At 39.7% G+C, this 22,087-nt stretch carries 24 protein-coding genes; 20 read left to right on the top strand and 4 right to left on the bottom strand.

The annotated features are described in order from the left end of the window. Positions 1-143: 143 nt before the first annotated feature. The 7 genes from nrdF (at position 144) to TT13_RS03475 (ending at position 5,862) form a co-directional block, all read left to right on the top strand. Positions 144-1,109, top strand: a complete 966-nt coding sequence (gene nrdF / locus TT13_RS03445) for a class 1b ribonucleoside-diphosphate reductase subunit beta (RefSeq protein ID WP_027698698.1) — start codon at positions 144-146, stop codon at positions 1,107-1,109. A gap of 287 nt (positions 1,110-1,396) precedes the next feature. Beyond that, entirely contained in the window at positions 1,397-2,383 is a 987-nt protein-coding gene (gene trpX / locus TT13_RS03450) for a tryptophan ABC transporter substrate-binding protein (protein ID WP_027698699.1), read from the top strand. A gap of 1 nt (position 2,384) precedes the next feature. Continuing rightward, a complete protein-coding gene (locus tag TT13_RS03455; RefSeq protein ID WP_027698700.1) occupies positions 2,385-3,287 on the top strand; it encodes an ABC transporter permease in 903 nt (300 codons plus the stop codon). Further along, positions 3,280-4,050, top strand: a complete 771-nt coding sequence (locus TT13_RS03460; RefSeq protein ID WP_027698701.1) for an ABC transporter ATP-binding protein — start codon at positions 3,280-3,282, stop codon at positions 4,048-4,050. The genes TT13_RS03455 and TT13_RS03460 overlap by 8 nt, the downstream gene beginning before the upstream one ends. A 183-nt stretch (positions 4,051-4,233) precedes the next feature. After that, entirely contained in the window at positions 4,234-4,602 is a 369-nt protein-coding gene (locus tag TT13_RS03465; RefSeq protein ID WP_045476569.1) for a fluoride efflux transporter FluC, read from the top strand. Beyond that, positions 4,603-4,971: a CrcB family protein gene (locus TT13_RS03470; protein WP_027698702.1), complete on the top strand. Its 369-nt coding sequence runs from the start codon at positions 4,603-4,605 to the stop codon at positions 4,969-4,971. 24 nt (positions 4,972-4,995) lie between these two features. Beyond that, positions 4,996-5,862, top strand: coding sequence for a DegV family protein (locus tag TT13_RS03475; RefSeq protein ID WP_027698703.1), 867 nt, complete (start codon positions 4,996-4,998; stop codon positions 5,860-5,862). Positions 5,863-5,910: 48 nt separating this feature from the next. Here the strand turns inward: TT13_RS03475 and TT13_RS03480 are convergent, their stop codons facing one another. Beyond that, positions 5,911-6,252 carry a VOC family protein gene (locus tag TT13_RS03480; RefSeq protein ID WP_027698704.1) on the bottom strand — a complete coding sequence of 114 codons (342 nt, stop codon included), beginning with the start codon at positions 6,250-6,252 and terminating at the stop codon, positions 5,911-5,913. A 92-nt stretch (positions 6,253-6,344) separates the two neighbouring features. Between TT13_RS03480 and TT13_RS03485 the strand changes: the two genes are divergently transcribed. From TT13_RS03485 to mreC, 3 genes are all read left to right on the top strand, one after another. Beyond that, on the top strand, positions 6,345-6,779 hold the full coding sequence (locus tag TT13_RS03485; protein ID WP_052348527.1) for a JAB domain-containing protein: 435 nt from the start codon (positions 6,345-6,347) through the stop codon (positions 6,777-6,779). A gap of 98 nt (positions 6,780-6,877) precedes the next feature. Beyond that, entirely contained in the window at positions 6,878-7,879 is a 1,002-nt protein-coding gene (locus TT13_RS03490) for a rod shape-determining protein (protein ID WP_027698706.1), read from the top strand. Between the two features lie 105 nt (positions 7,880-7,984). Continuing rightward, positions 7,985-8,836 carry a rod shape-determining protein MreC gene (mreC, locus tag TT13_RS03495; RefSeq protein ID WP_027698707.1) on the top strand — a complete coding sequence of 284 codons (852 nt, stop codon included), beginning with the start codon at positions 7,985-7,987 and terminating at the stop codon, positions 8,834-8,836. A 53-nt stretch (positions 8,837-8,889) separates the two neighbouring features. Here mreC and TT13_RS03500 read toward each other — a convergent pair whose 3' ends face one another. Then, a complete protein-coding gene (locus tag TT13_RS03500; protein ID WP_027698708.1) occupies positions 8,890-9,513 on the bottom strand; it encodes a carbonic anhydrase family protein in 624 nt (207 codons plus the stop codon). A gap of 170 nt (positions 9,514-9,683) precedes the next feature. Here TT13_RS03500 and mreD point away from each other — a divergent pair, with 170 nt between their 5' ends. Further along, entirely contained in the window at positions 9,684-10,283 is a 600-nt protein-coding gene (gene mreD, locus TT13_RS03505; RefSeq protein WP_027698709.1) for a rod shape-determining protein MreD, read from the top strand. 101 nt (positions 10,284-10,384) lie between these two features. On the opposite strand, the gene TT13_RS03510 is transcribed toward mreD, so the two are convergent. Beyond that, a complete protein-coding gene (locus tag TT13_RS03510; RefSeq protein ID WP_082816172.1) occupies positions 10,385-11,374 on the bottom strand; it encodes a glycosyltransferase family 2 protein in 990 nt (329 codons plus the stop codon). A gap of 189 nt (positions 11,375-11,563) precedes the next feature. Between TT13_RS03510 and folB the strand changes: the two genes are divergently transcribed. The 6 genes from folB (at position 11,564) to TT13_RS03540 (ending at position 17,617) form a co-directional block, all read left to right on the top strand. Further along, positions 11,564-11,917, top strand: a complete 354-nt coding sequence (gene folB / locus TT13_RS03515) for a dihydroneopterin aldolase (protein WP_027698711.1) — start codon at positions 11,564-11,566, stop codon at positions 11,915-11,917. A gap of 3 nt (positions 11,918-11,920) precedes the next feature. Continuing rightward, complete coding sequence (folE, locus tag TT13_RS03520; RefSeq protein ID WP_027698712.1) at positions 11,921-12,973, top strand: GTP cyclohydrolase I FolE; 1,053 nt, start codon at positions 11,921-11,923, stop codon at positions 12,971-12,973. 18 nt (positions 12,974-12,991) lie between these two features. Continuing rightward, positions 12,992-14,065, top strand: a complete 1,074-nt coding sequence (gene folP, locus TT13_RS03525) for a dihydropteroate synthase (RefSeq protein WP_027698713.1) — start codon at positions 12,992-12,994, stop codon at positions 14,063-14,065. Positions 14,066-14,070: 5 nt separating this feature from the next. Beyond that, on the top strand, positions 14,071-14,571 hold the full coding sequence (locus TT13_RS03530; RefSeq protein ID WP_027698714.1) for an NUDIX domain-containing protein: 501 nt from the start codon (positions 14,071-14,073) through the stop codon (positions 14,569-14,571). A gap of 73 nt (positions 14,572-14,644) precedes the next feature. After that, positions 14,645-15,931 (top strand): bifunctional folylpolyglutamate synthase/dihydrofolate synthase, encoded by a 1,287-nt coding sequence (locus tag TT13_RS03535; protein ID WP_027698715.1) that lies wholly within the window; start codon positions 14,645-14,647, stop codon positions 15,929-15,931. A gap of 21 nt (positions 15,932-15,952) precedes the next feature. Then, positions 15,953-17,617, top strand: a complete 1,665-nt coding sequence (locus tag TT13_RS03540) for a formate--tetrahydrofolate ligase (protein ID WP_027698716.1) — start codon at positions 15,953-15,955, stop codon at positions 17,615-17,617. Positions 17,618-17,679: 62 nt separating this feature from the next. On the opposite strand, the gene TT13_RS03545 is transcribed toward TT13_RS03540, so the two are convergent. Further along, a complete protein-coding gene (locus TT13_RS03545; protein ID WP_027698717.1) occupies positions 17,680-18,327 on the bottom strand; it encodes a hypothetical protein in 648 nt (215 codons plus the stop codon). Positions 18,328-18,784: 457 nt separating this feature from the next. Between TT13_RS03545 and pyk the strand changes: the two genes are divergently transcribed. The 3 genes from pyk (at position 18,785) to TT13_RS03560 (ending at position 22,081) form a co-directional block, all read left to right on the top strand. Beyond that, a complete protein-coding gene (gene pyk, locus TT13_RS03550; RefSeq protein ID WP_027698718.1) occupies positions 18,785-20,212 on the top strand; it encodes a pyruvate kinase in 1,428 nt (475 codons plus the stop codon). A 163-nt stretch (positions 20,213-20,375) separates the two neighbouring features. Continuing rightward, positions 20,376-21,335 (top strand): 50S ribosomal protein L11 methyltransferase, encoded by a 960-nt coding sequence (gene prmA, locus TT13_RS03555; protein ID WP_027698719.1) that lies wholly within the window; start codon positions 20,376-20,378, stop codon positions 21,333-21,335. Beyond that, entirely contained in the window at positions 21,335-22,081 is a 747-nt protein-coding gene (locus TT13_RS03560; RefSeq protein WP_027698720.1) for an RsmE family RNA methyltransferase, read from the top strand. Before prmA ends, TT13_RS03560 begins: the two co-directional genes overlap by 1 nt. The last annotated feature ends 6 nt before the right edge of the window (positions 22,082-22,087 follow it).

A 22,087-nucleotide genomic window follows, 5' to 3' on the forward strand; every position in this document is an offset into this window, starting at 1 on the left:
TCAGAGTACAGCATAGAGCAATAATTCGCGTACGATTGATGGTAAGTTGACTTAACCTGAACATGAGTTATTTGTTTTTTGCATAGCTAAGATAACTAGGGATTTTAGTTTTGTACGGAGTGGAGAAAAAGAGGATTGTTTAAATGAGTGATAATTATATTGCAATCAACTGGAATGCAATTGAAGATGCAATAGATAAAGCAACGTGGGAAAAGTTGACTGAGCAGTTTTGGCTCGATACACGAATTCCACTTTCAAATGATTTGGATGATTGGCGGACTCTCAGTACTGCCGAAAAAGACTTAGTGGGTAAAGTTTTTGGTGGGTTGACTCTGCTTGATACTTTGCAATCACAAGATGGAATGGCCTCTTTGAAGGCGTCGGTACGGACTCAACATGAAGAAGCAGTCTTAAATAACATTCAATTCATGGAGTCAGTTCATGCTAAGTCATACTCTTCAATATTTGAGACCTTGAATCAACCGGCCGAAATTGATGAGATTTTTGCTTGGACAAATTCAAACGAGTTTTTACAATATAAAGCCCAACGGATTGAAAAGATTTATGCCGAAGGCACACCTTTGCAAAAGAAAATTGCGTCTGTCTTTTTGGAAACCTTCTTATTTTACTCAGGATTCTATACACCACTATATTATTTAGGTCACAATAAATTGAACAACGTTGCCGAAATAATTAAATTAATTTTGCGTGATGAATCAGTTCATGGAACTTATATTGGTTACAAGTTCCAACGTGGTTTGGCTGAATTACCAGAGACGGAACAAGAAGCATTAAAGACGTGGATGTATGATTTGCTAATGGATTTGTATAGCAATGAAACGAACTTTACTCACGCAATTTATGATGAAGTGGGTTGGTCTGAGTCAGTATTGACCTTCTTACGCTACAATGCCAATAAGGCTTTAATGAACCTTGGTCAAGACCCACTATTCCCAGATACTGCGGATGATGTTAACCCAGTAGTGATGAATGGAATTTCAACGACAACTTCAAATCATGACTTCTTTTCACAAGTTGGTAATGGTTATCGCTTAGGTGAGTTGGAGACAATGGAAGATGCCGATTATAACTATGGTATTGATAATTAATTAAAAGGGTTGACAAAGTAAATTAGAGCGTTTATCATTTAGCTCATAGAAATTTATTAAAGATTTAACAGGAGATTATTATGAGTAAGCATATTTCACAATTAAATGGTTGGTGGCGCCGTTAACACGGCCGGACTGTGAAATAAGCAGATTCGGTACGTGCTCTTTTTAGAGCTCGCATATCGAATCTGTGCTGACATAAGGATTTCTTGAGAGGTCTGCACGGATACGTGCAGACCTTTTTGTTTTGTCTGCACGTAAATTTATCTAAGCTTAGGAGAAGCGTTATGAACAAGAAGATTGTAGGAACTTTAGCAGTAATTGTAGCCGTTTTAGCTGGTGCCGGTATTTATTCAGGGGTTAATGCTCAAAAGGCTAAGGTGCCAACCGTTGGCGTCTTGCAATTTATGTCACACCCCGCCTTGGATCAAATCTATAGCGGAATTAAAGTTGGGTTAGCTGATTCTGGCTATAAAGTAGGCAAGGATGTGAAAATTGATTTTCAAAATGCCCAAGGAGATCAGAGCAATCTAAAAACAATGTCAACGAAGTTTGCTAATGAAAAAGCAAATGTTTCAGTTGGAATTGCTACTCCAGCCGCAATTGCCGTAGCAAATACAGTTACTAGTAAGCCTGTGATTTTCTCGGCTTCAACCAATCCAATTGGTGCAAAATTAGTTAAGTCATATAGCCACCCAGGTGGTAATGTTAGCGGTGTTTCTGACCAAGCTCCATTGGCTGCTCAATTAAAGATGATGAAGACTTTCATGCCTGATTTAAAGACGCTAGGAATTATTTATACTTCATCCGATGATTCAGCAACCACTGAAGCAAAAAAGATGGCTAGTTTAGCAAAAGCCGCTGGTATCGAAGTTAAGGAATACACGATTGCTTCTTCAAATGATTTGAATCAAACATCACTACAAATGGTTAATAATAACAACGTGCAAGCCGTCTTCGTACCAACTGATAACACTATTGCAGGAGCCTTCACAACGCTATTGAAAAATACCGATAATGCAAAGGTACCAGTATTCCCAACGGTTGATACGATGGTAAAGCAGGGCGGTGTTGCTGCTGAATCAATTAACGAAAAAGAAATTGGTGTTAAGACTGGTGAGATGATTGCCCAAGTCTTAAAGGGTAAGCAACCAGGCAAGATGCCAGTTGAATTTATGAAAAAGGGTAATTTGGTAATTAATAAAGCCGAAGCAAACAAGCTTGGTTTGACAATTCCAAATGAATACAACAAGGCAAAGATTGTAGGAGAGTAAGATGCAGTTAATTATTTCAGCAATTGGGCAAGGCCTACTTTGGGCGACATTGGGGATTGGTTTATTTCTAACCTTTCGAATTTTAGATTTTCCAGATATGACAGTTGAAGGAACCTTTCCGCTTGGTGCGGCTACAGGCGTTACTTTAATTGCGCAAGGGATGAATCCCTTGTTAGCTAGTCTGCTGGCAGCCTTAGCGGGGGCCCTTGCTGGTCTAGTAACTGGTTTACTTTACACTAAAGGAAAAGTGCCAATTCTCTTAGCCGGAATTTTAACGATGACGGCAATTTATTCAATTAATCTCCGGATTATGGGGCAGGCTAATCGATCATTATTAGGCGTTCAAACGATTTTTTCTGGCTTAGGTTTAGACAAGCTACCACCTAATTATGCCGCCGTCCTAATCGGAACCGTTGTCATTGCGATTATCACAATCTTAGTTGCAATCTTTTTACAGACAGAACTAGGTCAAGCCTTTATCGTTACTGGTGATAACAGGACGATGGCTCGCTCATTAGGGATTAATACTGATAGTATGACAATTTTGGGGCTAATGATTTCAAATGCTTTAATTGCTTTTGCCGGTTCACTTGTGGCACAAAATAATGGTTTTGCCGATGTAAACATGGGAATTGGCATTATCGTGGTTGCACTAGCTTCAATTATTATTGGTGAGGTTAGTTATCCGGGTAACTTATCAATAACTAATCGCTTAATCACGATTATTATCGGCTCGATTCTATATCGTTTTGTTCTAGTGATTGTCTTAGCAATTGGCTTCTCAGCTAATGACTTAAACTTATTTAGCGCGGTAATTCTTGGCCTAGCCTTGATTTTGCCACAGCTACGTAAATTTTTCCGTTTGGAAAGCATTATTAAAAGAGGGGTGAATAGCCATGACTGAAATTGATGTAGCCTTAATTGATGCGACCGTAACTGTAAATGCTGGCCTAAGCAATGAAAAAAATATTCTTGACCATGTTTCTTTAGAATTGGCGGCGGGTGATTTTGTTTCAGTATTGGGCTCAAATGGTGCTGGAAAATCGACCCTCTTTAATGTAATTGCAGGAACCTTACCGCTAACAGGTGGCGAAATTCATTTAGGTGGGATTAATGTAACGCATTTATCAGAGACTGAACGAACAAAGTATCTGTCGCGGGTCTTTCAAGATCCTAAGTTAGGGACGGCACCGCGGATGACTGTTGCTGAAAATCTATTATTGGCTGAAAGGCGTGGTCAAAGGCGCCGGTTACGTAACCGAAATTTGACTAAAGCGAAATTAGCCGAGTATGGTCAATTAACTGCTAAAATGGGTAACGGTTTGGATAGTCGGTTGAGTATGGCAACTGGTGATTTATCTGGTGGTCAAAGGCAAGCCTTATCTTTTCTAATGGCTACGCAAAGTCAGCCCAAGGTGTTGTTGCTAGATGAACACACCGCAGCGCTGGACCCAAAGACCTCAGCTCAATTAATGCAAATTACCGATCAAAGTATTAAGGCTGCTAATTTGACGGCATTAATGATTACGCATGACTTAACAGATGCCCTAGAATATGGAAATCGGTTATTGATTATTGCAGATGGTAAGGTTGCTTTAGATGTAAGTGGTGCGGTTAAAAATAAATTAACCGTCACAGATTTATTAACTTATTTTAACCGCTATTAAAGTACGTCTCAAATATGAAGACTGTCTGAAATTAATTTCAGACAGTCTTTGTTTTTTAAAGATAAAGACTTTAAAAACTATGAAGGATAGTTTATTATTTAATAATTGCAATGTGCTTTTTGCATTTAGAATTAAATTAGCGTAGATTTAACTGTTAGAATAAATTAGTTAGGTAGGGGTAGAATGCAATATTGGAGACGCATATTAGCAGTTGGCTTTGGTGGCTTCTTTGGTGGGGCGTTGCGCGAGGCCATTGAATTATGGATGGCTGGGCCATTTCCGTGGGGAACAATCGTGATCAATTTAGTTGGTACCTTTATTTCGGCTTTTTTGGTCATTCTTTTTGCGCATAAAATTGGTGTCGGACAAATAACATCTGATTTTGTTTTGGTTGGTATCTTAGGGGCCTTTACCACTTTTTCAACTGCCATCCTCGACATGGTAAAGCTTGGTCATATCTGGCCAGCACTAATGTATTTTGTAATTACCTTGTTAGGGGGCCTAGTTGTAGTAATTTTCGCCCGTAATCTAGCGCGAAAGGTGGTTGCTTAAATGCAATTAATATTATTGGCCGGTTTTGGAGCAATTTTCGGTTCGATTCTACGATTTTTACTCTTAGAATTAGGTGAACGTTATTTTGGTGAGGCAGCTAGCTGGATGGTTATGATTATTAACCTCAGTGCTTCATTTTTGATTGGAATTGCTTTTGCCTTACATTTGCAGTCTAGTATGAATGTTTTTTGGGCAACCGGTATTCTAGGGGGATATTCAACTTTTTCAGCACCAATTGTTGAATTAGCCGATGCCTTTGAACGTAATGAACGTGGCGATCGGACCTTGATTGAAATTAAGACCCTTATCGCCTTTTTTGGGGGCTTAGTAATGTTATTTTTGGGGATTATTGTAGCAAAAACTTTCTAAAAATAAATACAATGAGGTATAAGCATGTCAAAAATTGCAGTACTCACGAATAGTTCAAGTTACTTAACAGCAGCAGAATTAAATCGTTTGGATATTAAAACATTCCCTGATGTTGTGATGATGGGCGCAACGGAGTATTTTGAAGGGATTAGTTGGCAAAGTCAAATTGAATTTTATCAATTTCAGCAAACGGCTAAGCCAGCTTTGACAACTTCACAAGTAGCGATTGGTGTAATTGATGAATATTTACATGAGCTAGCCAAGGCGGGCTATACGGATGTAATTTTTGTCGCAATTTCGGCTGGAATTTCTGGGTTAGTATCAAGTTTAACTGCCTTGGCAAATGAAGTGCCAATTAAACTGCATGTTTGGGATACAAAGATTGCTGCCAGAGGGGCTGGTAATCAAGCTCTACTAGCAGCTGAGCTCGTGCATGCGAACAAACCGGTGGAAGAGATTCTTACGCAGTTGGCAGTCTTACGGGCTTCGACGGATGTTCGTTTTGTTGTTGATGATATTAAACATCTACAACGAACGGGACGGCTATCAAATGGGGCAGCACTACTAGGTTCATTATTAAATATCAAACCGATGCTTACTTTTGATGATGGTAAGATTATTGCCATTGGTAAAGAACGCCAAATGACGCGTGCATGGAAAAAAATCCAAGAAAATTTGAATACGGTAATTGCAACGGTTGACTATCCGCTCAGAGTAACAATTTTAGATGCGAATAATCCAAAATTGGCGGAGCGTTGGATTGCTGAATTAACAGCCATGGCACCAGATTTGATAATTGAACATTCAATTATCGGACCATACATTGGTGTCCATACTGGTGAAAAGGCAATGGGTGTCATCTGGGCACGTGATTATCAATCATTGGTTTAAAAAATTAAAAGCGAGCATGTCTACAAAGACATGCTCGCTTTTTAGGACTTATTTATTTGCAATTACTTCGATGTGATTACCTTCAAAATCATCTAAGTGGAATGTTACGTGCTTACCATCTGCACTTTCTGTAACGGGTGCACTTTGTTGTACATAATAATTAATGAGATGCTTTTCAACTGTGCTTTCATGATCACGCACAACTACCGTTACCGTAATTGGCTCAGCTTCAACTTCATCAAAGACGATTGCTTCTTGGTTAAAAAAGAGGTGCCGGTCCTCATGCTCACCGAATTCAGTTGGTAAATCGAAAACCTCCCGGTAAAAACGAACAGCTCGACCAAGATTTTTACTAGGAATATATTTGGGACTAAACTTACGCACACGCATAAAAAACCTTCTTTCAAAAACAATTAGTATGATTATACCGCTTTACATTCTAGAGTGACACTCTATCTTGTTAAGTATAAGGGGGTGTTAAGATGGAAATGATAAAATCGGTGCAACAGCTTGGTCAAATTATGGTTAATAAAATTGGAACTGCGGTTCAAGAAGAATGTTGGGTTGTCGGCCTTTCAACTCAAATGGCAGTTTTAATCATGCAAAGAGTTGCCTTAGGGAGTGTTGACCATGTAGACGTGCAACCACGTGATATTTTTCGACCGTTAATTGCGATGAATGTCTACGGTTTTGTGCTTATCCATAATCACCCAAGTAATAATTTAAACCTGTCGGAAAATGATGAAAAATTTAAGATTCAAATTGAAATTTGTAGTAAAATTATACAATGTCATTTTCTAGATTTTATCGTAGTTACCCGCCAAGAATTTATTAGTCAGCGTTCGATTAATCGAATGCCACAAATTTCCTTGGCTGAGGTAATCCTGCCATTTACGGACTCAGTAGGGCTGTGCTAAAATTAAAGGGATATGTTCAATTGCTTTTTTAAAATCTTAAAAACTTGTAATAGATAAACTCAAATAAAATATTCAAAGAAGGAAAAGGGATAAATACTGTGTTCTCATTTGGAAGTCGAAATGTTGGTATTGATTTAGGTACTGCAAATACGCTCGTTTATATTGAAGGAAAAGGGATTGTTTTGCGTGAGCCATCTGTGGTTGCCCGTAACACAAGAACCGACGAAGTTGTTGCGGTTGGGGAAGCCGCAAAAGAGATGCTTGGTCGTACGCCAGGATCAATCAAAGCCATTCGTCCAATGCGTGATGGTGTGATTGCTGACTACGAAACAACTGTGGCAATGCTTAAGTATTATTTGAACAAGGCGTTGGGCAATGGCCGGACAAATCCGAAGGTTGTAATTGGTGTGCCTTCTGGCGTAACCGCTGTGGAACGTCGGGCAGTAACTGATGCTGCTCGGGTTGCTGGGGCTAAGGATGCCTTCGTGATTGAAGAGCCATTTGCCGCAGCTGTCGGAGCTGGTTTGCCAGTCATGGAGCCAACTGGTTCAATGGTTGTAGACATGGGTGGTGGAACAACTGATGTTGCGACAATCTCATTGGGTGGAATCGTGTCTTCACGATCAATTCGGATGGCTGGTGACCGGCTTGATGATGCAATTATGACTTATATCCGCCAAAACTACTCAGTTTTGATTGGTGAACAATCAGCTGAGCGCCTAAAGATGGAAATTGGTTCAGCAAACTTAGAGTTGGCTAAGGATATGGATGGCGCTACGATTCGTGGACGTGACCTAGTAACTGGTTTACCAAAGACAATCGAAGTAACCGCTTTTGATGTTGCTGATGCGATTAAAGATGTGATTGCTGAGATTATTGTGGCAATTAAGGAGACTCTTGAAGAGACATCACCTGAAATTGCAGCTGATGTGATTGATCATGGAATTATTTTAACTGGTGGGGGAGCACTTTTGCACCATATCGATGAAGTGATTGCCGATGCAACCAAAGTTCCGGTCTTTATTGCGACTGAGCCGCTTGATGCTGTCGTTTTGGGAACGGGTGAAATCTTAAAGTCAATCGACGTTTTGAACAATTAAGATAGCTTTGGTGGCGCATCACATATTAGATGTGATGCGCTTTTCTTAAAGAAAAGATGCTGACTTAATCGGAAATAAAATTAGTCGTGAACGAAGGGAGTTATAATGAAAAATCCATTTTCTTCACGTCGTTTGGTGATTGCAGTAATAATTGCGATTTTAACAATTGCAATTATTACGATTAGTTCAAATGCCCGCAATTCAAAGGCAGAACCTTCGTTGCCAAGTCGAGTATTATCAGACATTACTGGCTGGACAGCTCAGGTGGTTGGAACGCCAGTTAAAGCCCTGACGACGAGTGTGGCGTCGGTTCAACAATTGTTGAATACTTATCAAGAAAATGAAAAGTTGACAACTCGAATTGATGAACTAGCACAAGCTAAGGTTCAGTTGCAAACCTTGCAAGCTGAAAATAAAGCACTTAAGAACCAATTGAACTTAGATTCAACTTTGACCGACTTTAAAGTTGTGAATGCAGTTGTAATTTCGCGTTCACCATCAAATTGGCAGTCACAAATTATTATTAATAAAGGGACTGATGCTGGTTTGAAGCGTAATATGTCGGTGATGGGTTCTGGTGGCTTGGTTGGTCGGATTGTGCAAGTTAATACGACTAATTCTAAAGTAGAATTGATTTCTGACAATAGCCAGACAGCTAACCGCTTTGCAATTCGAGTAGCAACTAGCAATGGTGAGGTTGTTGATGGAATCATCTCTGGTTTTAATCAGACAAAAAATGAAATTATTATGAGCAACATTACATCACAAACTGAAGTGAAAAAGGGTGATATGGTTACAACATCTGGCTTAGGTGGGGTAACGCCATCTGGTTTGTATGTGGGTAAGGTTGATGCTGTTACTAAGGATGAGGGCGGAGTTTCAAAGCAAATTTTGATTAAGCCAGCAACTGACTTTAATAACATCCCAGTTGTGTCCGTGGCAATTCCACAATCATAATAGAGAAAAATAAGCCCGACCGATTAGCTTGAACTAATTGGTCGGGCTTATTTTTATTCGTGATAAAGAATTGGACGGTCATTAAGTGGTTGAAGGTCACGATTATTCTTAGCTGCAAGGCCTTCCAAGAAAGCTAGTTGTTCTTGGCTTAAAGTAACTGGGTCTTTAATAACGTACCATTCAACATCTTCGGTTAAAGGTGGCGTTGTTAATGAGCCTAGGTAGTGATAATAAGCCGGATTAGCTGGAATGAAGTCTGTTAATTTAATGGTAAAGTCATTTGGCTTTGTCCAGTTTTCTATAACAGAGGCTAAAATCGGATTAGCCGGACCAATTTCAAAAAAGACAGCAATTACGGCCTTGGCACCATTAAGAGCTTGATGTACAAAATGAATTTCTGCAGCAAAAGAATGTTGATTCAATTGATGTTCACTAGGGGTATGGGTATGAAATTGCACTAAATTAAACTTACGGTAGTTTAAAATTGCAGTACCTGTCACAAAGACTTCCAGACCGTTGCCTGAATCATGGGCTAAACTAACTTCATTTTGGTAGTCAACTTCAAGTGCAGAACCTCTTGGCCAAGTAGTAGCAACTTGGTCATCAATGTTAATGGGTGACTGATGCTTACCATGTTCAAAGTACCAGTTTTCTTGGTGTGAATAATCAAATTTCATTTTATAACCCCTAGCTTTCTAGTAAGAATGAATTGGCTTTATTTTATCATATTAGCTAAGACGGTAACCTTAAGATTGTTGGACGTGATTTTGAATTAATGCTAAACTGAACTCTATAATTAAAAGTTAAAGATTGCGTGGGGTGTTACCTCACGCCTGGAGTTCTTCAAATGAAATATATTCCTATGAAGTGGTTACATTTTTTCTTAGTATTTATTGCCATGCTATTAGATGGCGCGATAGCTTTAAATGCTGCGCCTGTTCTCTTTCATCAGCCAATGTCTGCAAGTCCCTTTCTGACGATAATCGTGTTAATTATCCCAATTATCGGTGGTTTCGCTGACCAACTAAGTAAACAAAGTCTATATGGGGCAGCAATCGTTTCTGGCTTGCTTTTTGATTTGTTCTATAATGGTGTTGTTGGTATTGCTATGGTTGGTTTCCCTTTGGTAGTCTGGATTGCATTGATAATTAAAAAATATTTTGCGACCAACTTTGGTTCAGCCGTATTAACCTGGTTTATTGCGCTAAGTGCATATTTGTTTTTCGACTATATGGCTTTTGGAATTATCAATATGGCTAATGCAAACTTATCAAGCTTCATTATTTTCCATATGTTTCCAACGATTTTGGTGAACTTATTGATTCTCTTAGTAGTTTATAATTTCTTGGTTTGGCTCTATAAAAAGACATTGCAAGAAGATATCGCAAACTATACAATTGCCGATAAAAGTTTGGATAATCGAATTCCATTAGGTCGTCGTAAGTAACTTAACAAAAAACATCCGTATGACTGCTAGATAGTCATACGGATATTTTTTATACAAGTTTTTAAGAATAGATTGTCAGAATGCAAAATTAGCAAATTTCCTTATTTAATACGCCGTGCAATATAGATTGGCCGATGTTTAACTTCCTTATAGATACCGGAAATGTAACGGCCAATTACTCCGATGCTTAATAGCTGAATACTACCAATTAAAAGGATAATGACAACTAGGGAAGGCCAACCAAAAACCGCCGTATTTGGGAAAATTAAAGCCCGAATAATAATAACGATGATGCCAATAATTGAAGCAAAAAAGGTGACCAAACCAGTGGCAATAACTAAATCCAAGGGGATAGTTGAAAAGTTGATAATCCCTTCAATGGAATATCTAAAAAGACTCATAAAGGACCAAGAAGTGTTACCGGCAACGCGATCGACATTTTCAAATTCAAGGTATTTAGTTTTGAAACCAACCCAAGAAAAAATCCCCTTTGAAAAGCGATTGTATTCGGTCATGCTTAAAATGGCATCAACCATTTGGCGAGTCATGACACGGTAGTCACGGGCACCTTTCACTAATTTAGTATCGGAAACCTTATTGATGAGCCAATAAAATAGGTCGCTAAAAAATGACCTGAGGTGAGCTTCACCATCCCGATTGGTACGCCTCGAGCCAACGGAGTCCCACTTGCCAGACATTACATCTTGTAACATTTCTGGTAGTAATTCTGGTGGGTCTTGTAAGTCAACATCCATAACTGCTAGATAATCACCTTTAGCATGCTGCAATCCAGCGTAGAGAGCAGCTTCTTTACCAAAGTTACGTGAAAATTCAATGTAATGAATTAATGGATCTTGGTGACTAACATTTTCTAAAATATCAATGGTTTTATCAGTTGAACCATCATCGATAAACCAAAAAGAAACTTCAAGTTCAGGCATTTTACGCATGTTCTGCTGGACAGCGTCAATAAAGATGGGGATAGCAACTTCTTCATTATAAACGGGAACGATTATTGATAGCGATTTAGTGGTCAATTTTTTCTCCCATAGATTAAGTTTATTTGTAATTGTAATTACTATTACAGTCATTTTATACTTTTGAGCTTTACTGCGTCAAACTTACTAAGGGCATATTTGATGTGGGTCAATTAGTAAAACGATGCAGCTTAGAAAATCCATTCTGAATGCTCAGCAAACAATTTACTTATGCCGGTCCAATCCCTACAATGGAGATATGAGTTTTTACGGATTCAAAAGGCACTGTAGGGGTGAATAAAAATGTATAAGATTAAAATTAATAAAATGCAATTTCATAGTCACATTGGTGTCTTAGCAGAAGAAAAAATCCTTGGACAACAAATTGAAGTTGATTTACAGGTGGAAACTAATTTCGATTTTAGTGGACAAGATCAACTGACTGAAAGTCTTAGTTATGTAGATTTTTATACTGCAACCAAGCAAATTGTCGATGCTTCACGGGTTGACTTAATTGAGAAATTGGCCTTTGATATTATTCAGACAATTAAGCAGCAAGATCCAACGCGGATTGCGGCGGTTGAAGTACATGTTAGAAAATTAGCAGTACCAATTGATGGAATTTTTGCAAATACTGAAATTGAAATGCGGGGTTAAGCGATGGAAACAGTTTATTTAAGTTTAGGTAGCAATCTTGGTGATCGACAACATTACTTAGAACAAGCATTAACTTTATTGGGAACGAATCAAAAAGTTATGGTAAGCAAACAATCTAGCTTCTATGAAACCTCACCAGTTGGGGGCGTAGTTCAAGATAACTTCATTAACTTAGCCATTGAGATTATGACAACCCTATCAGCACAAGAACTCCTCGATTTAATTCATACGATTGAAAAACAATTAAATCGGCAACGGCTTGTGCATTGGGGACCACGAACGATTGATATTGATATTATTTTTTATGGTGAACAGCAAATTGATCAAGCAAACTTAAAGGTGCCACATCCAGAGGCATTTAACCGGTATTTTGTTTTGCAACCTTTGGCGGAAATTATGGAAGATTCTGCACCAGTCAAAGCGCAGGTAAACACTGCTTTAGAGCAGTTAGCAAAGACCGTTACAGATCAACGCCTAGAAAAAGTTGCGGTCGATTTAACCCCCAAAGAAAAAATTGCTGCGGCTGTGAAGACAATCTTATCCGCTGTTGGCGAAGATCCACAGCGAGAAGGGTTAGTGGAAACTCCGCAACGTGTTGCTAAAATGTATGAAGAAATCCTAGCATCACAAACTAAAGGCCCTTTTGAAGACTATAAGCTTTTTGAAACTAGTCCTGATGAACGTAATCAACTAATTGTAATGAAAGATATTCCGTTTTATTCAATGTGTGAGCATCACATGCTACCTTTTTTTGGACAAGTGCATGTTGCTTATTTACCACAAGCTGGCAAAATTATTGGTTTATCAAAAATTCCGCGTTTAGTTGAATACGTTTCTCAAAAGTTACAAGTACAAGAAAATTTGACACGCGAGATTGCTGAAACCTTGGTTGAAATCCTAGCACCATTGGGTGTAGCTGTAGTAGTTGAGGCACGGCATATGTGTGTTGAGATGCGGGGAATTAAAAAGCTCAATTCACATACGAAAACAAGTTACTATACAGGCGTTTTTGAAACGGATGCCAACATGCGACAAGAATTTTTGGCAGGCTTGTAGGATAAGGGAGAGTGATTTATGGAAATCGTTGCATTGAATCCAAAGAGCAAGGCTTTAACGAATGTTGGTCTAATATTTAAGGGCATTGACGAAGATACGGTCGTTGAAATTCGGCGAATTTTAGCTGGTAATATACAGATTAATTGGCTAAAACCAGATGAGTTGTTGGTTTCGCTTTCAGTCTTTGAATTACGGCACTTGATTAATCATTGGGCACAGGGAAATGCAAAGGCTCAGTTGGCAGCAATTCTGGCGGAACGCCAGGTGATCTGGGCAGGCAAGCGTTTTAAATTCGACTTAACTTTTAAACCAATTGTTTATGCGATTGTGAATATTACGCCAGATTCTTTTTATGACGGTAATCCAAACAACTTAACCTTGGATTACGTCTTAGATCGGGTGGCAAAGGACCTTGCAGCTGGAGCTGACGTGATTGAATTTGGTGGTAAGTCTTCACGCCCTGGTTATGAAGATATCAGTCCGGCTGCCGAATGGGCTAGGCTAGAACAGCCACTTGCCGCAGTTCGAGCGCGCTTCCCAGAGGCAGTAATTGCAATTGATACTGACGAACCGTACGTTATGGAACAGGCCCTCTTAGCTGGGGCTGATATTATCAATGACATTGATGGTTTTGATACGGCAGAAAAGATGGCCTTACTTGCTAAATATCGGCCTGCAGTGGTTATTATGAATAATGGACGTGCTGGTTTTGAATATGCAGATAATGTGTATGAGGAGCTACCAAGTTTCTTTGCTGCCAAGCAAGCAGCTTTACTGGCCCAAGGGCTCACGAATGAGCAACTTTGTATTGATGCCGGTGTAGGTTTTTTTGATCAAAGAAATGGTATGGATTCAGTTGAACGAGTTAAGGCAACTGAAGTTTTGACCCAACAAGGTTTGCCAGTCATGTTGGCAATTTCACATAAATCATTTATGTCAAAGGTTTTTGCGGTGCCAGAAGAGCAGCGATTAACTAGTAGCCTAGTTTTTGAAGCTAAGATGCTTGAAGCTGGTGGTCGGGTAATTCGTGTGCATGATACCAAGGCAACTCGTTTATTGATTGATGGATATATTAAGTATCAGGAGTATTAGGATTCATGCGCAATCAAGATTTACTTAGTCTAATGGATACACTTGAGGATTCACAACAGCAGGATACTAAGCTATTTGAGATTCGGCAACTACTTGCAACCTATCCGTTAGAATTACGGGGTCGCGTTGATTCGCACCTACAGATATCGGCAAGTGCGTTAGTCTTTGTTGATAAACAGGTAATTTTCATTAAACATCCCTATTTAAAAACTTGGTTGTTGCCAGCTGGTCACGTCGAGTTGGATGAACAGCCCTTAGCTACGGCACGGCGAGAGTTCTCTGAGGAAACTGGTTTAAAAGCAGTAGGTGGTAAATTAGTGGATGTAAATATAATTGAAATTCCCGAAAATGCACTAAAAAAACAAATTGCGCATCGCCATATTGACTTTCGTTTTCAGCTAGAGTTATCATCACAGCCGGCCAGCTTGGCTGAGTTGCCAGTACGTCTAATGGATGTCAATATGGCTAGTGAAGAGTTCAAAGTTTATTTTAACTTGGCAGATTAAATGTAAAAGACCATGGATAATCCCGGCTTTTATCTAGAATTTTTCTATTAGCGGCAGTTAGAAAAGAGAGCATATGGTAGTAAGTGCAGAAGAAAATTGGCTTGAACAACGCAAGAAATTTAACATTCGGCCGGGCTTAGTAAGGATTAAAGCCCTCTTGGCTATGCTAGGTAGCCCACAATTAGCATATCCAACTATCCATGTTGCAGGTACAAATGGTAAGGGTTCAACGGTAGTTTTTACACGTTCAATTTTACAGGCGCATCAATTAAAGGTAGGGACGTTTACCAGTCCAGCAATTAGAGACTTTACAGAACAAATCATGATTAACGGTCAGCCAATTAGCTTAAACGCTTTGCAGCAGCAGATTACAAAGATTCGGCCATTAGTTGAGCAGCTGGATAAAGACCCCTTAACAGAAGGTACGACCTTATTTGAAATTACAACGGCGATTGCTTTTCAATATTTTTTAGATCAGGCAGTCGACTTAGCCATTATCGAAGTTGGCATGGGGGGCTTAGAAGACAGTACAAATGTCTTAACCCCTGTGGTTACCGCAATTACCACCATTGGACTGGATCATGTACCGATATTAGGTAAAGATTTACCGGCTATTGCCAGACAGAAGGCTGGTATAATCAAGGCATCAGCTGACCTAGTTACTGGTAACATTGGACCAACCGCAATGGAAGTGATTGATGCTACGGCGCAAAAGGTTGGGGTGATGCAATATCGTTGGCAAACCGATTATCAGGTTTTGCCAGCGGTCGATGGGAGTTTTACTTTCCAAAATAATAATCAAACATTAGCTGGCCTAAGAAGCGGCCTGGCAGGTCATTATCAACTAGAGAATGCCGGTTTAGCCCTTGAAGTTGCTTTTATTTATGCAAAAAAGCAGAAACTTACTTTGGATGCAACCAAAATTCGGCAGGCTTTGTTAGAAGTCGAATGGCCGGCACGGATGGAAATGATTTCAAAAAAGCCTTTGGTTATTTTGGATGGTGCCCATAATGTACCAGCAATGGAAAGACTCATTGAAAATATCAAAAAAGATTATACTAATCAGCAAATTACGATTATCTTTTCAGCAATTATTACCAAAGACATTGCCAGTATGTTAGGGCTCTTAGCCCAATTACCACAGGTTCAGATCATTATTACAACCTTTGATGACCAGCGGGCTTTAAATTTGGCTGACTATCAGTATCTATCAGCAGATAACGTGCATTTAGTCGCAGATTGGCAAGCCTTGGTAAAGGCGCTTTTGTTAGAACCTAATCGAAAAGAAATGACGATTATCACCGGTTCATTGTATTTTATTAGTCATGTACGGAAGTTGTTTATCCCAGCAGAACAGTAAGAGGAGTAAGGAGTAAGGAATATGAAAACTGATATTGAAATTGCTCAGGCAGCTGAAATTTGGCCAATTAGTAAAGTTGCAAGTCAGGTTGGTTTAACCCCGGCCGAATTAGAACCATATGGTTATGATAAGGCCAAGGTAGTGCTTGACCCAGCTAAGGCTGACCAGGCTAAACTAGGCAAGTTAATTTTAGTTACTTCAATTAATCCGACAATGGCCGGAGAAGGTAAGTCAACGGTAACTGTTGGTTTGGCTGATGCAATGAATCAGCTTGCAGCCAAAACAATGGTCGCTTTACGCGAACCTTCGATGGGACCAGTTATGGGGATGAAGGGTGGTGCTACTGGTGGTGGAATGGCCCAGGTAGTTCCAATGGCCGACATCAACCTACACTTTACTGGTGATTTCCATGCTTTGACTAGTGCGCACAATACTTTGGCGGCCTTAATTGATAATTCGCTTCAGCAAGGTAATCCTTTAAACATTGATCCAAGAAGAATTATCTGGAAGCGGGCACTTGACGTAAATGATCGGGCTTTACGGCATATTATGATTGGCCTAGGTGGTCCAACAAGTGGGGTTCCTCGTGAAGACGGCTTTGATATAACGGTGGCCTCTGAACTAATGGCAATTCTAACTTTGTCGCATGACTTAATGGATTTAAAGGCTCGGATAAAGCGTATTGTGGTTGCCTATAATTATGACCGCCAACCAGTTACGGTTGATAATTTAGGTGTTGCGGGTGCCTTAACTGTGATGTTAAAAGATGCAATTAAGCCAAACTTGGTGCAGACGTTAGAGCATACACCAGTCCTAATTCATGGTGGGCCTTTTGCCAATATTGCACAGGGAACAAATTCGATTAAAGCAACTAAAACAGCTCTACAATTGGCTGATTACGTTGTTACCGAAGCTGGCTTTGGTGCTGACTTAGGTGGTGAAAAGTTCTTAGACTTTAAGGTACCGCTTTTGGGAAAAACACCGGATACAATTGTCATTGTTGCAACGGTGCGTGCTTTGAAGTTAAATGGTGGCGCAAATAAAGATCAACTCAAAGTCGAAGATTTAGCTGCGCTACAAGCTGGTTTAGCTAATCTAGGCCAGCACTTGAAGAGTATGCAACGTTATGGTGTACCTGTGTTAGTCGCAGTTAATCGCTTTACTGAGGATACGGATGCAGAGCTTCAATTGCTAACTGAATATGTTAGCACAAAACAGACCACTGCTTATCCAGTTACCGTCTGGGCTGATGGTGGGGCTGGTGCAAAAAATCTAGCCCAAGCAGTGATCGATAGCAGTCAGCAGGTAAGTGATTTTCAACCGCTATATGATTTTTCTGAGCCAGCATTGGATAAGTTGAACAAAATTGTACGCGATATTTATGGTGGCCTCGGTGTTGAACTTTCAAGCAAGGCTGAAAAACAGTTAAAAACATTTGCTAAATTCGGTTGGGATCGTTTACCAATCATTATGGCGAAGACGCAATATTCACTATCTGATGATCCTAAGTTGTTAGGTGCACCGCATGACTTTAAAATTCATGTGCGGGAATTTGTGCCTAAATTAGGCGCAGGTTTCCTTGTCGCAATGACCGGGACAATCCTAACGATGCCAGGTTTGCCTAAGCACCCAGCAGCAATGGATATGGATATTGATGCGGAAGGTAAGATTAGCGGGTTATCATAAAATAAAAAGGATTTATCCAAAAGCTAGTGATTAGCAAGCGGATAAATCCTTTTTTTGTAGGCTTAATACCATGAGTTACGGAAGATGACCCGGCGACGCATGGGTTTAGCGTATTTAACGTACATAAGTTCAGCCAACGAAAGCCAGATTAAGGCTAGGAGCCAACCAGCTAATAGGTCTGTTGGGACAGCGATACGGTGGCCGATTTCATAGACGATGGTTGTTAAGAAAGTTAGAATGCAAAAGATTTGCAGCAAGATTTGGTAACGAACCTTAGTAAGTTCTGGTAAGACTATATTATATAGATAGGTAATTAAAAGAGTGGTAAAGAAGATAGCCACATTTGGAAAGGCGGTCTCACCACCAGCAATATGATGTTTTAAAAGTAAGGTGAGCATTGAAATTAATAGCCAGCCGGATAGATTGGTGAGTAGAAGCCAGGCTGCTGGAATTTTGTATTTAAAGCCCCAGAGCAAAAAGATTAGTAAGAAGATTAAAATGGCATTACCAAATCCGTGACTAAACCAAGTGAAAGGGGCAGCGATTGTTAATAGCCAGGTTGGTAAAAACAAATTTTGGAAATTAAAGGTGAAATTATCGATTATGTTAAGCAAAGGACTTGGCAAAAAAAGATTGGAGCCAACAATTAAAAAAATAATTAGCCAAAGAAACATTAATGGTTTGCGTAAACGATCAGGACCGATAATCATAAGGTAAATCTCCTAAAGTATTTAACAGATATTATTAGTCTATCATATTAAGAATTAGGTCTTAAGTTTGGCATAATAACTTAAATGATTTTAGTAAAATTTTATAGAATTAACCAAATTAAAGCCATCTCGTTTTAATGTCTGTTACTCTTTCACCTTTGCAGGAATTTAGAGTAGTAGCTTGCTAAATATAGGTCGAATTTTCAGACAGACGAATATTATAGAAAGTAAAGTTAGGATGAAGCTGGTTCAACTAAGGAGAACTTGACTAAAATACTGGCAATTTAGCCTATATATATTAGTACAATATTGACAAGTATGTGTCTTTTATGAAAGCGCTAACAATCACGAATGCGAATAATAAGAATTTTTACCTATACAATTCATACAATCAAGTGTAAAATACTAGTCATTGATAAAGATATACTACCTATGGAATTAAGGAGATTTTTCAGACATGAAGAAGACCAAAATCGTTTCTACGCTTGGACCTGCAAGTTCAGACGTTGACACAATTGCTAAGTTGATTGAAGCTGGGGCAAATGTTTTCCGTTTTAACTTTTCACACGGTGATCACGAGGAGCACTTGGCTCGTATGAACGCTGTTCACGAAGCTGAAAAGATTACTGGCAAGAAAGTTGGTTTCTTGTTGGATACTAAGGGTGCGGAAATCCGTACTACTAAGCAAAACACACCAACTGGTAAGATTGAATTCAATACTGGTGATGTAGTTCGTATCTCAATGGATGATAGCCTTGAGGGAACTAAGGAAAAGATTGCTGTTACTTACCCAGGACTATTCGATGACGTTGTTGTTGGCGGTCACGTATTGTTCGATGATGGTAAGATTGACATGTTGATTACTGAAAAGGACGACGCAGCCAAGGAATTGGTTACAGTTGTTCAAAATAACAACACTTTGGGATCACGTAAGGGTGTTAACGCACCTGGTGTTTCAATCAACTTGCCTGGTATCACTGAGAAGGATGCTGATGATATTCGTTTTGGTCTTACTCAAAACATTAACTTCATCGCTGCATCATTCGTTCGTAAGCCAGAAGATGTTGAAGAGATTCGCACTATCTTGCGCGAGGCTGGTATGGAAGATGTAATGATCTTCCCTAAGATCGAATCACAAGAAGGTATCGATAACTTCCCAGCTATCTTGGAAGTTTCTGATGGATTGATGGTTGCTCGTGGAGACATGGGTGTTGAGATTCCAGCCGAAAACGTTCCTTTGGTACAAAAGAACTTGATCCGCATGATGAACGCAGCTGGTAAGCCAGTTATCACTGCTACTGACATGTTGGACTCAATGCAAGAGAACCCACGTCCTACACGTGCCGAAGCATCTGACGTTGCCAATGCTGTCTTTGACGGAACTGATGCAACAATGCTTTCTGGTGAGTCAGCTAATGGTGACTACCCAGTTGAGTCAGTTGCTACGATGGCTCGTATCGACGAAAAGGCTGAGACTGCTTTGGCTATCAACGGACGTCACATCAATAACTTTGATGTAACTGATGATACTGAATCTGTAGCCGCTGCTGTGGCTACTGCAGCTGCAAACTTGGATGTTAAGGCCATTGTTGCCGCAACTACGTCAGGTTATACTGCAAAGATGATTTCAAAGTACCGTCCAAATGCTGATATCTTGGCTTTGACTTTCGATGAGCGTGTTGAACGTGCATTGATGATGTACTGGGGTGTTCAACCAGTTATTGCTGAAGCACCATCAGATACTGATGCAATGATTGAAGCAGCTAAAAAGATGGCTGTTGAGCGCGGTTTGGCTCAAAAGGGTGATACAATCATCGTTACTGCTGGTGTACCTGTAACTGAATCAGGTACTACTAACTTGATGACTATCCAAACAATCGACTAAACTCGATTTATCTTGTTTATAAAGATTAGCGAAATCATAATTGATTTCGCTTTTTTTTATTAAAAAGTAATCAGCGTAAATCCAAATCAATGTTTTGCGCCTTTGTCGTTAAAGTAATGTTTTGCTATACTTAATGTGACAAAAGATGAGTGAGGAGACGCAAATGAGCTGGCAGCAAATTAACGTTACAACCCAAAGTGAAGCGGTTGAGGCAGTAAGTAATATTTTAATGGAGGCTGGCGCCCAAGGAATTCAAATTGAAGATTCTGCAGATGTGGAAAACTTTACGTCAAATGATGCAACGGTCTTTCTTGATTGGAACGAAATTGATCATTTAACAGAAGGCGCAAAAGTGGCTGGATTTTTTGCAAGTGAAACTAATTTAACAGAGCTAGTGCTTGAGATTCAGCAAAAAGTGCAACGATTGGTTGACTTTGGTTTAAACTCATTGCCTGGGACGGTTGAGCTAGTTGGGGTTGCTGAAGAAGACTGGGCGACTGAGTGGCAAAAGTATTATCATCCTCTTAGGGTGACACGATATTTAACGGTAGTACCAGACTGGGAGGAATACCAACCTAGTGACATACGTGAACACCAAATTGTTTTGGATCCAGGGATGGCTTTTGGAACTGGTACACATCCAACGACTCAATTGATGTTGCAGGCCTTAGAAACTGTTATTCGAGGTGAAGAAAGCGTCTTAGACGTAGGAACTGGATCAGGAGTCTTAGCAATTGCGGCTAAACTTTTGGGTGCAAGTAAGGTTTTAGCAACTGATATTGACGAAGTTGCTGTTCAGTCGGCTCGTGATAATATTGATTTGAACCCAGCAGTGGCAGCTGATATTGAAATTGTTGCCTCAGATTTATTGGCAGCAGTTCCAGCTAAGCCATTTGATTTGATTGTTGCTAATATGTTAGCTGAGGTCTTAGAATTGCTGATTCCTAATATTAAGCCTTATTTGGCAGCTGAGGGAAAAATTTTATTGTCAGGTATTTATTATGATAAGCTTGATAAAATTAGTCAGCTGCTTGAGGCAAATGGTTATCAACTTGATGAGCAAATGCGGCTTGGTGATTGGTATGGCTTGATTGCTAGTAAAGTAGTAGCTGAGGAAAATTAATGCAACGATATTTTTTGGAAGAAGATTTAGCTATAAACAGTCAGTTTGACTTGCCAACAGACATTGCTCATCATTTTATGACAGTTTTGAGAGCTAAAGTCGGTAGCAAGGCTGAGTTTGTGCTTGCTGATCGAAAGCATGTTGCGATTGCCGAAGTGGTGTCAACTGATGCTGATGTAACTAAGATGGTTGTTTTGGAGCTCATGGCCCCAGAAGTCGAATTGCCAGTCGACGTTACAATGATTATTGGCTTAACCAAAGGAGACAAGCCTGAGTTAGTCGCACAAAAGACAACAGAACTTGGAGTTAATCATTTAATTTTTGTAGAAACTGCTTGGTCAGTAACGCATTGGGGAAGCAAAGCTAGTAAAAAGGTGGCACGTTTGCTCAAGATTGCAGAGGCAGCTGCTGAGCAGAGCCACCGGTTAATTACACCGACGATTAGCTATCTATCAAACTTGCAGGCTTTGGATTTACCGGCTGATACGCAAAAAATTGTGGCATGGGAAGAAAGTGCTAAGGTAGGGGAAGCTATGCATTTGGCACGAACTTTAGCGGAGTTAAAAGCAGGTGAGAAAATTGCTTTTCTGGTTGGCCCTGAAGGTGGTTTAAAGGAAAGTGAATTAGCATATCTAGAAACGGTTGGTTTTAAAGCAGCAGGACTGGGTCCTCGTATTTTGCGAGCCGAAACAGCACCATTGTATTTGTTGAGTGCACTTAGCTATGCTTTAGAACTTGAACGATAACTTATT

The organism is Weissella oryzae SG25, assembly GCF_000691805.2.
Taxonomy (GTDB): domain Bacteria; phylum Bacillota; class Bacilli; order Lactobacillales; family Lactobacillaceae; genus Weissella; species Weissella oryzae.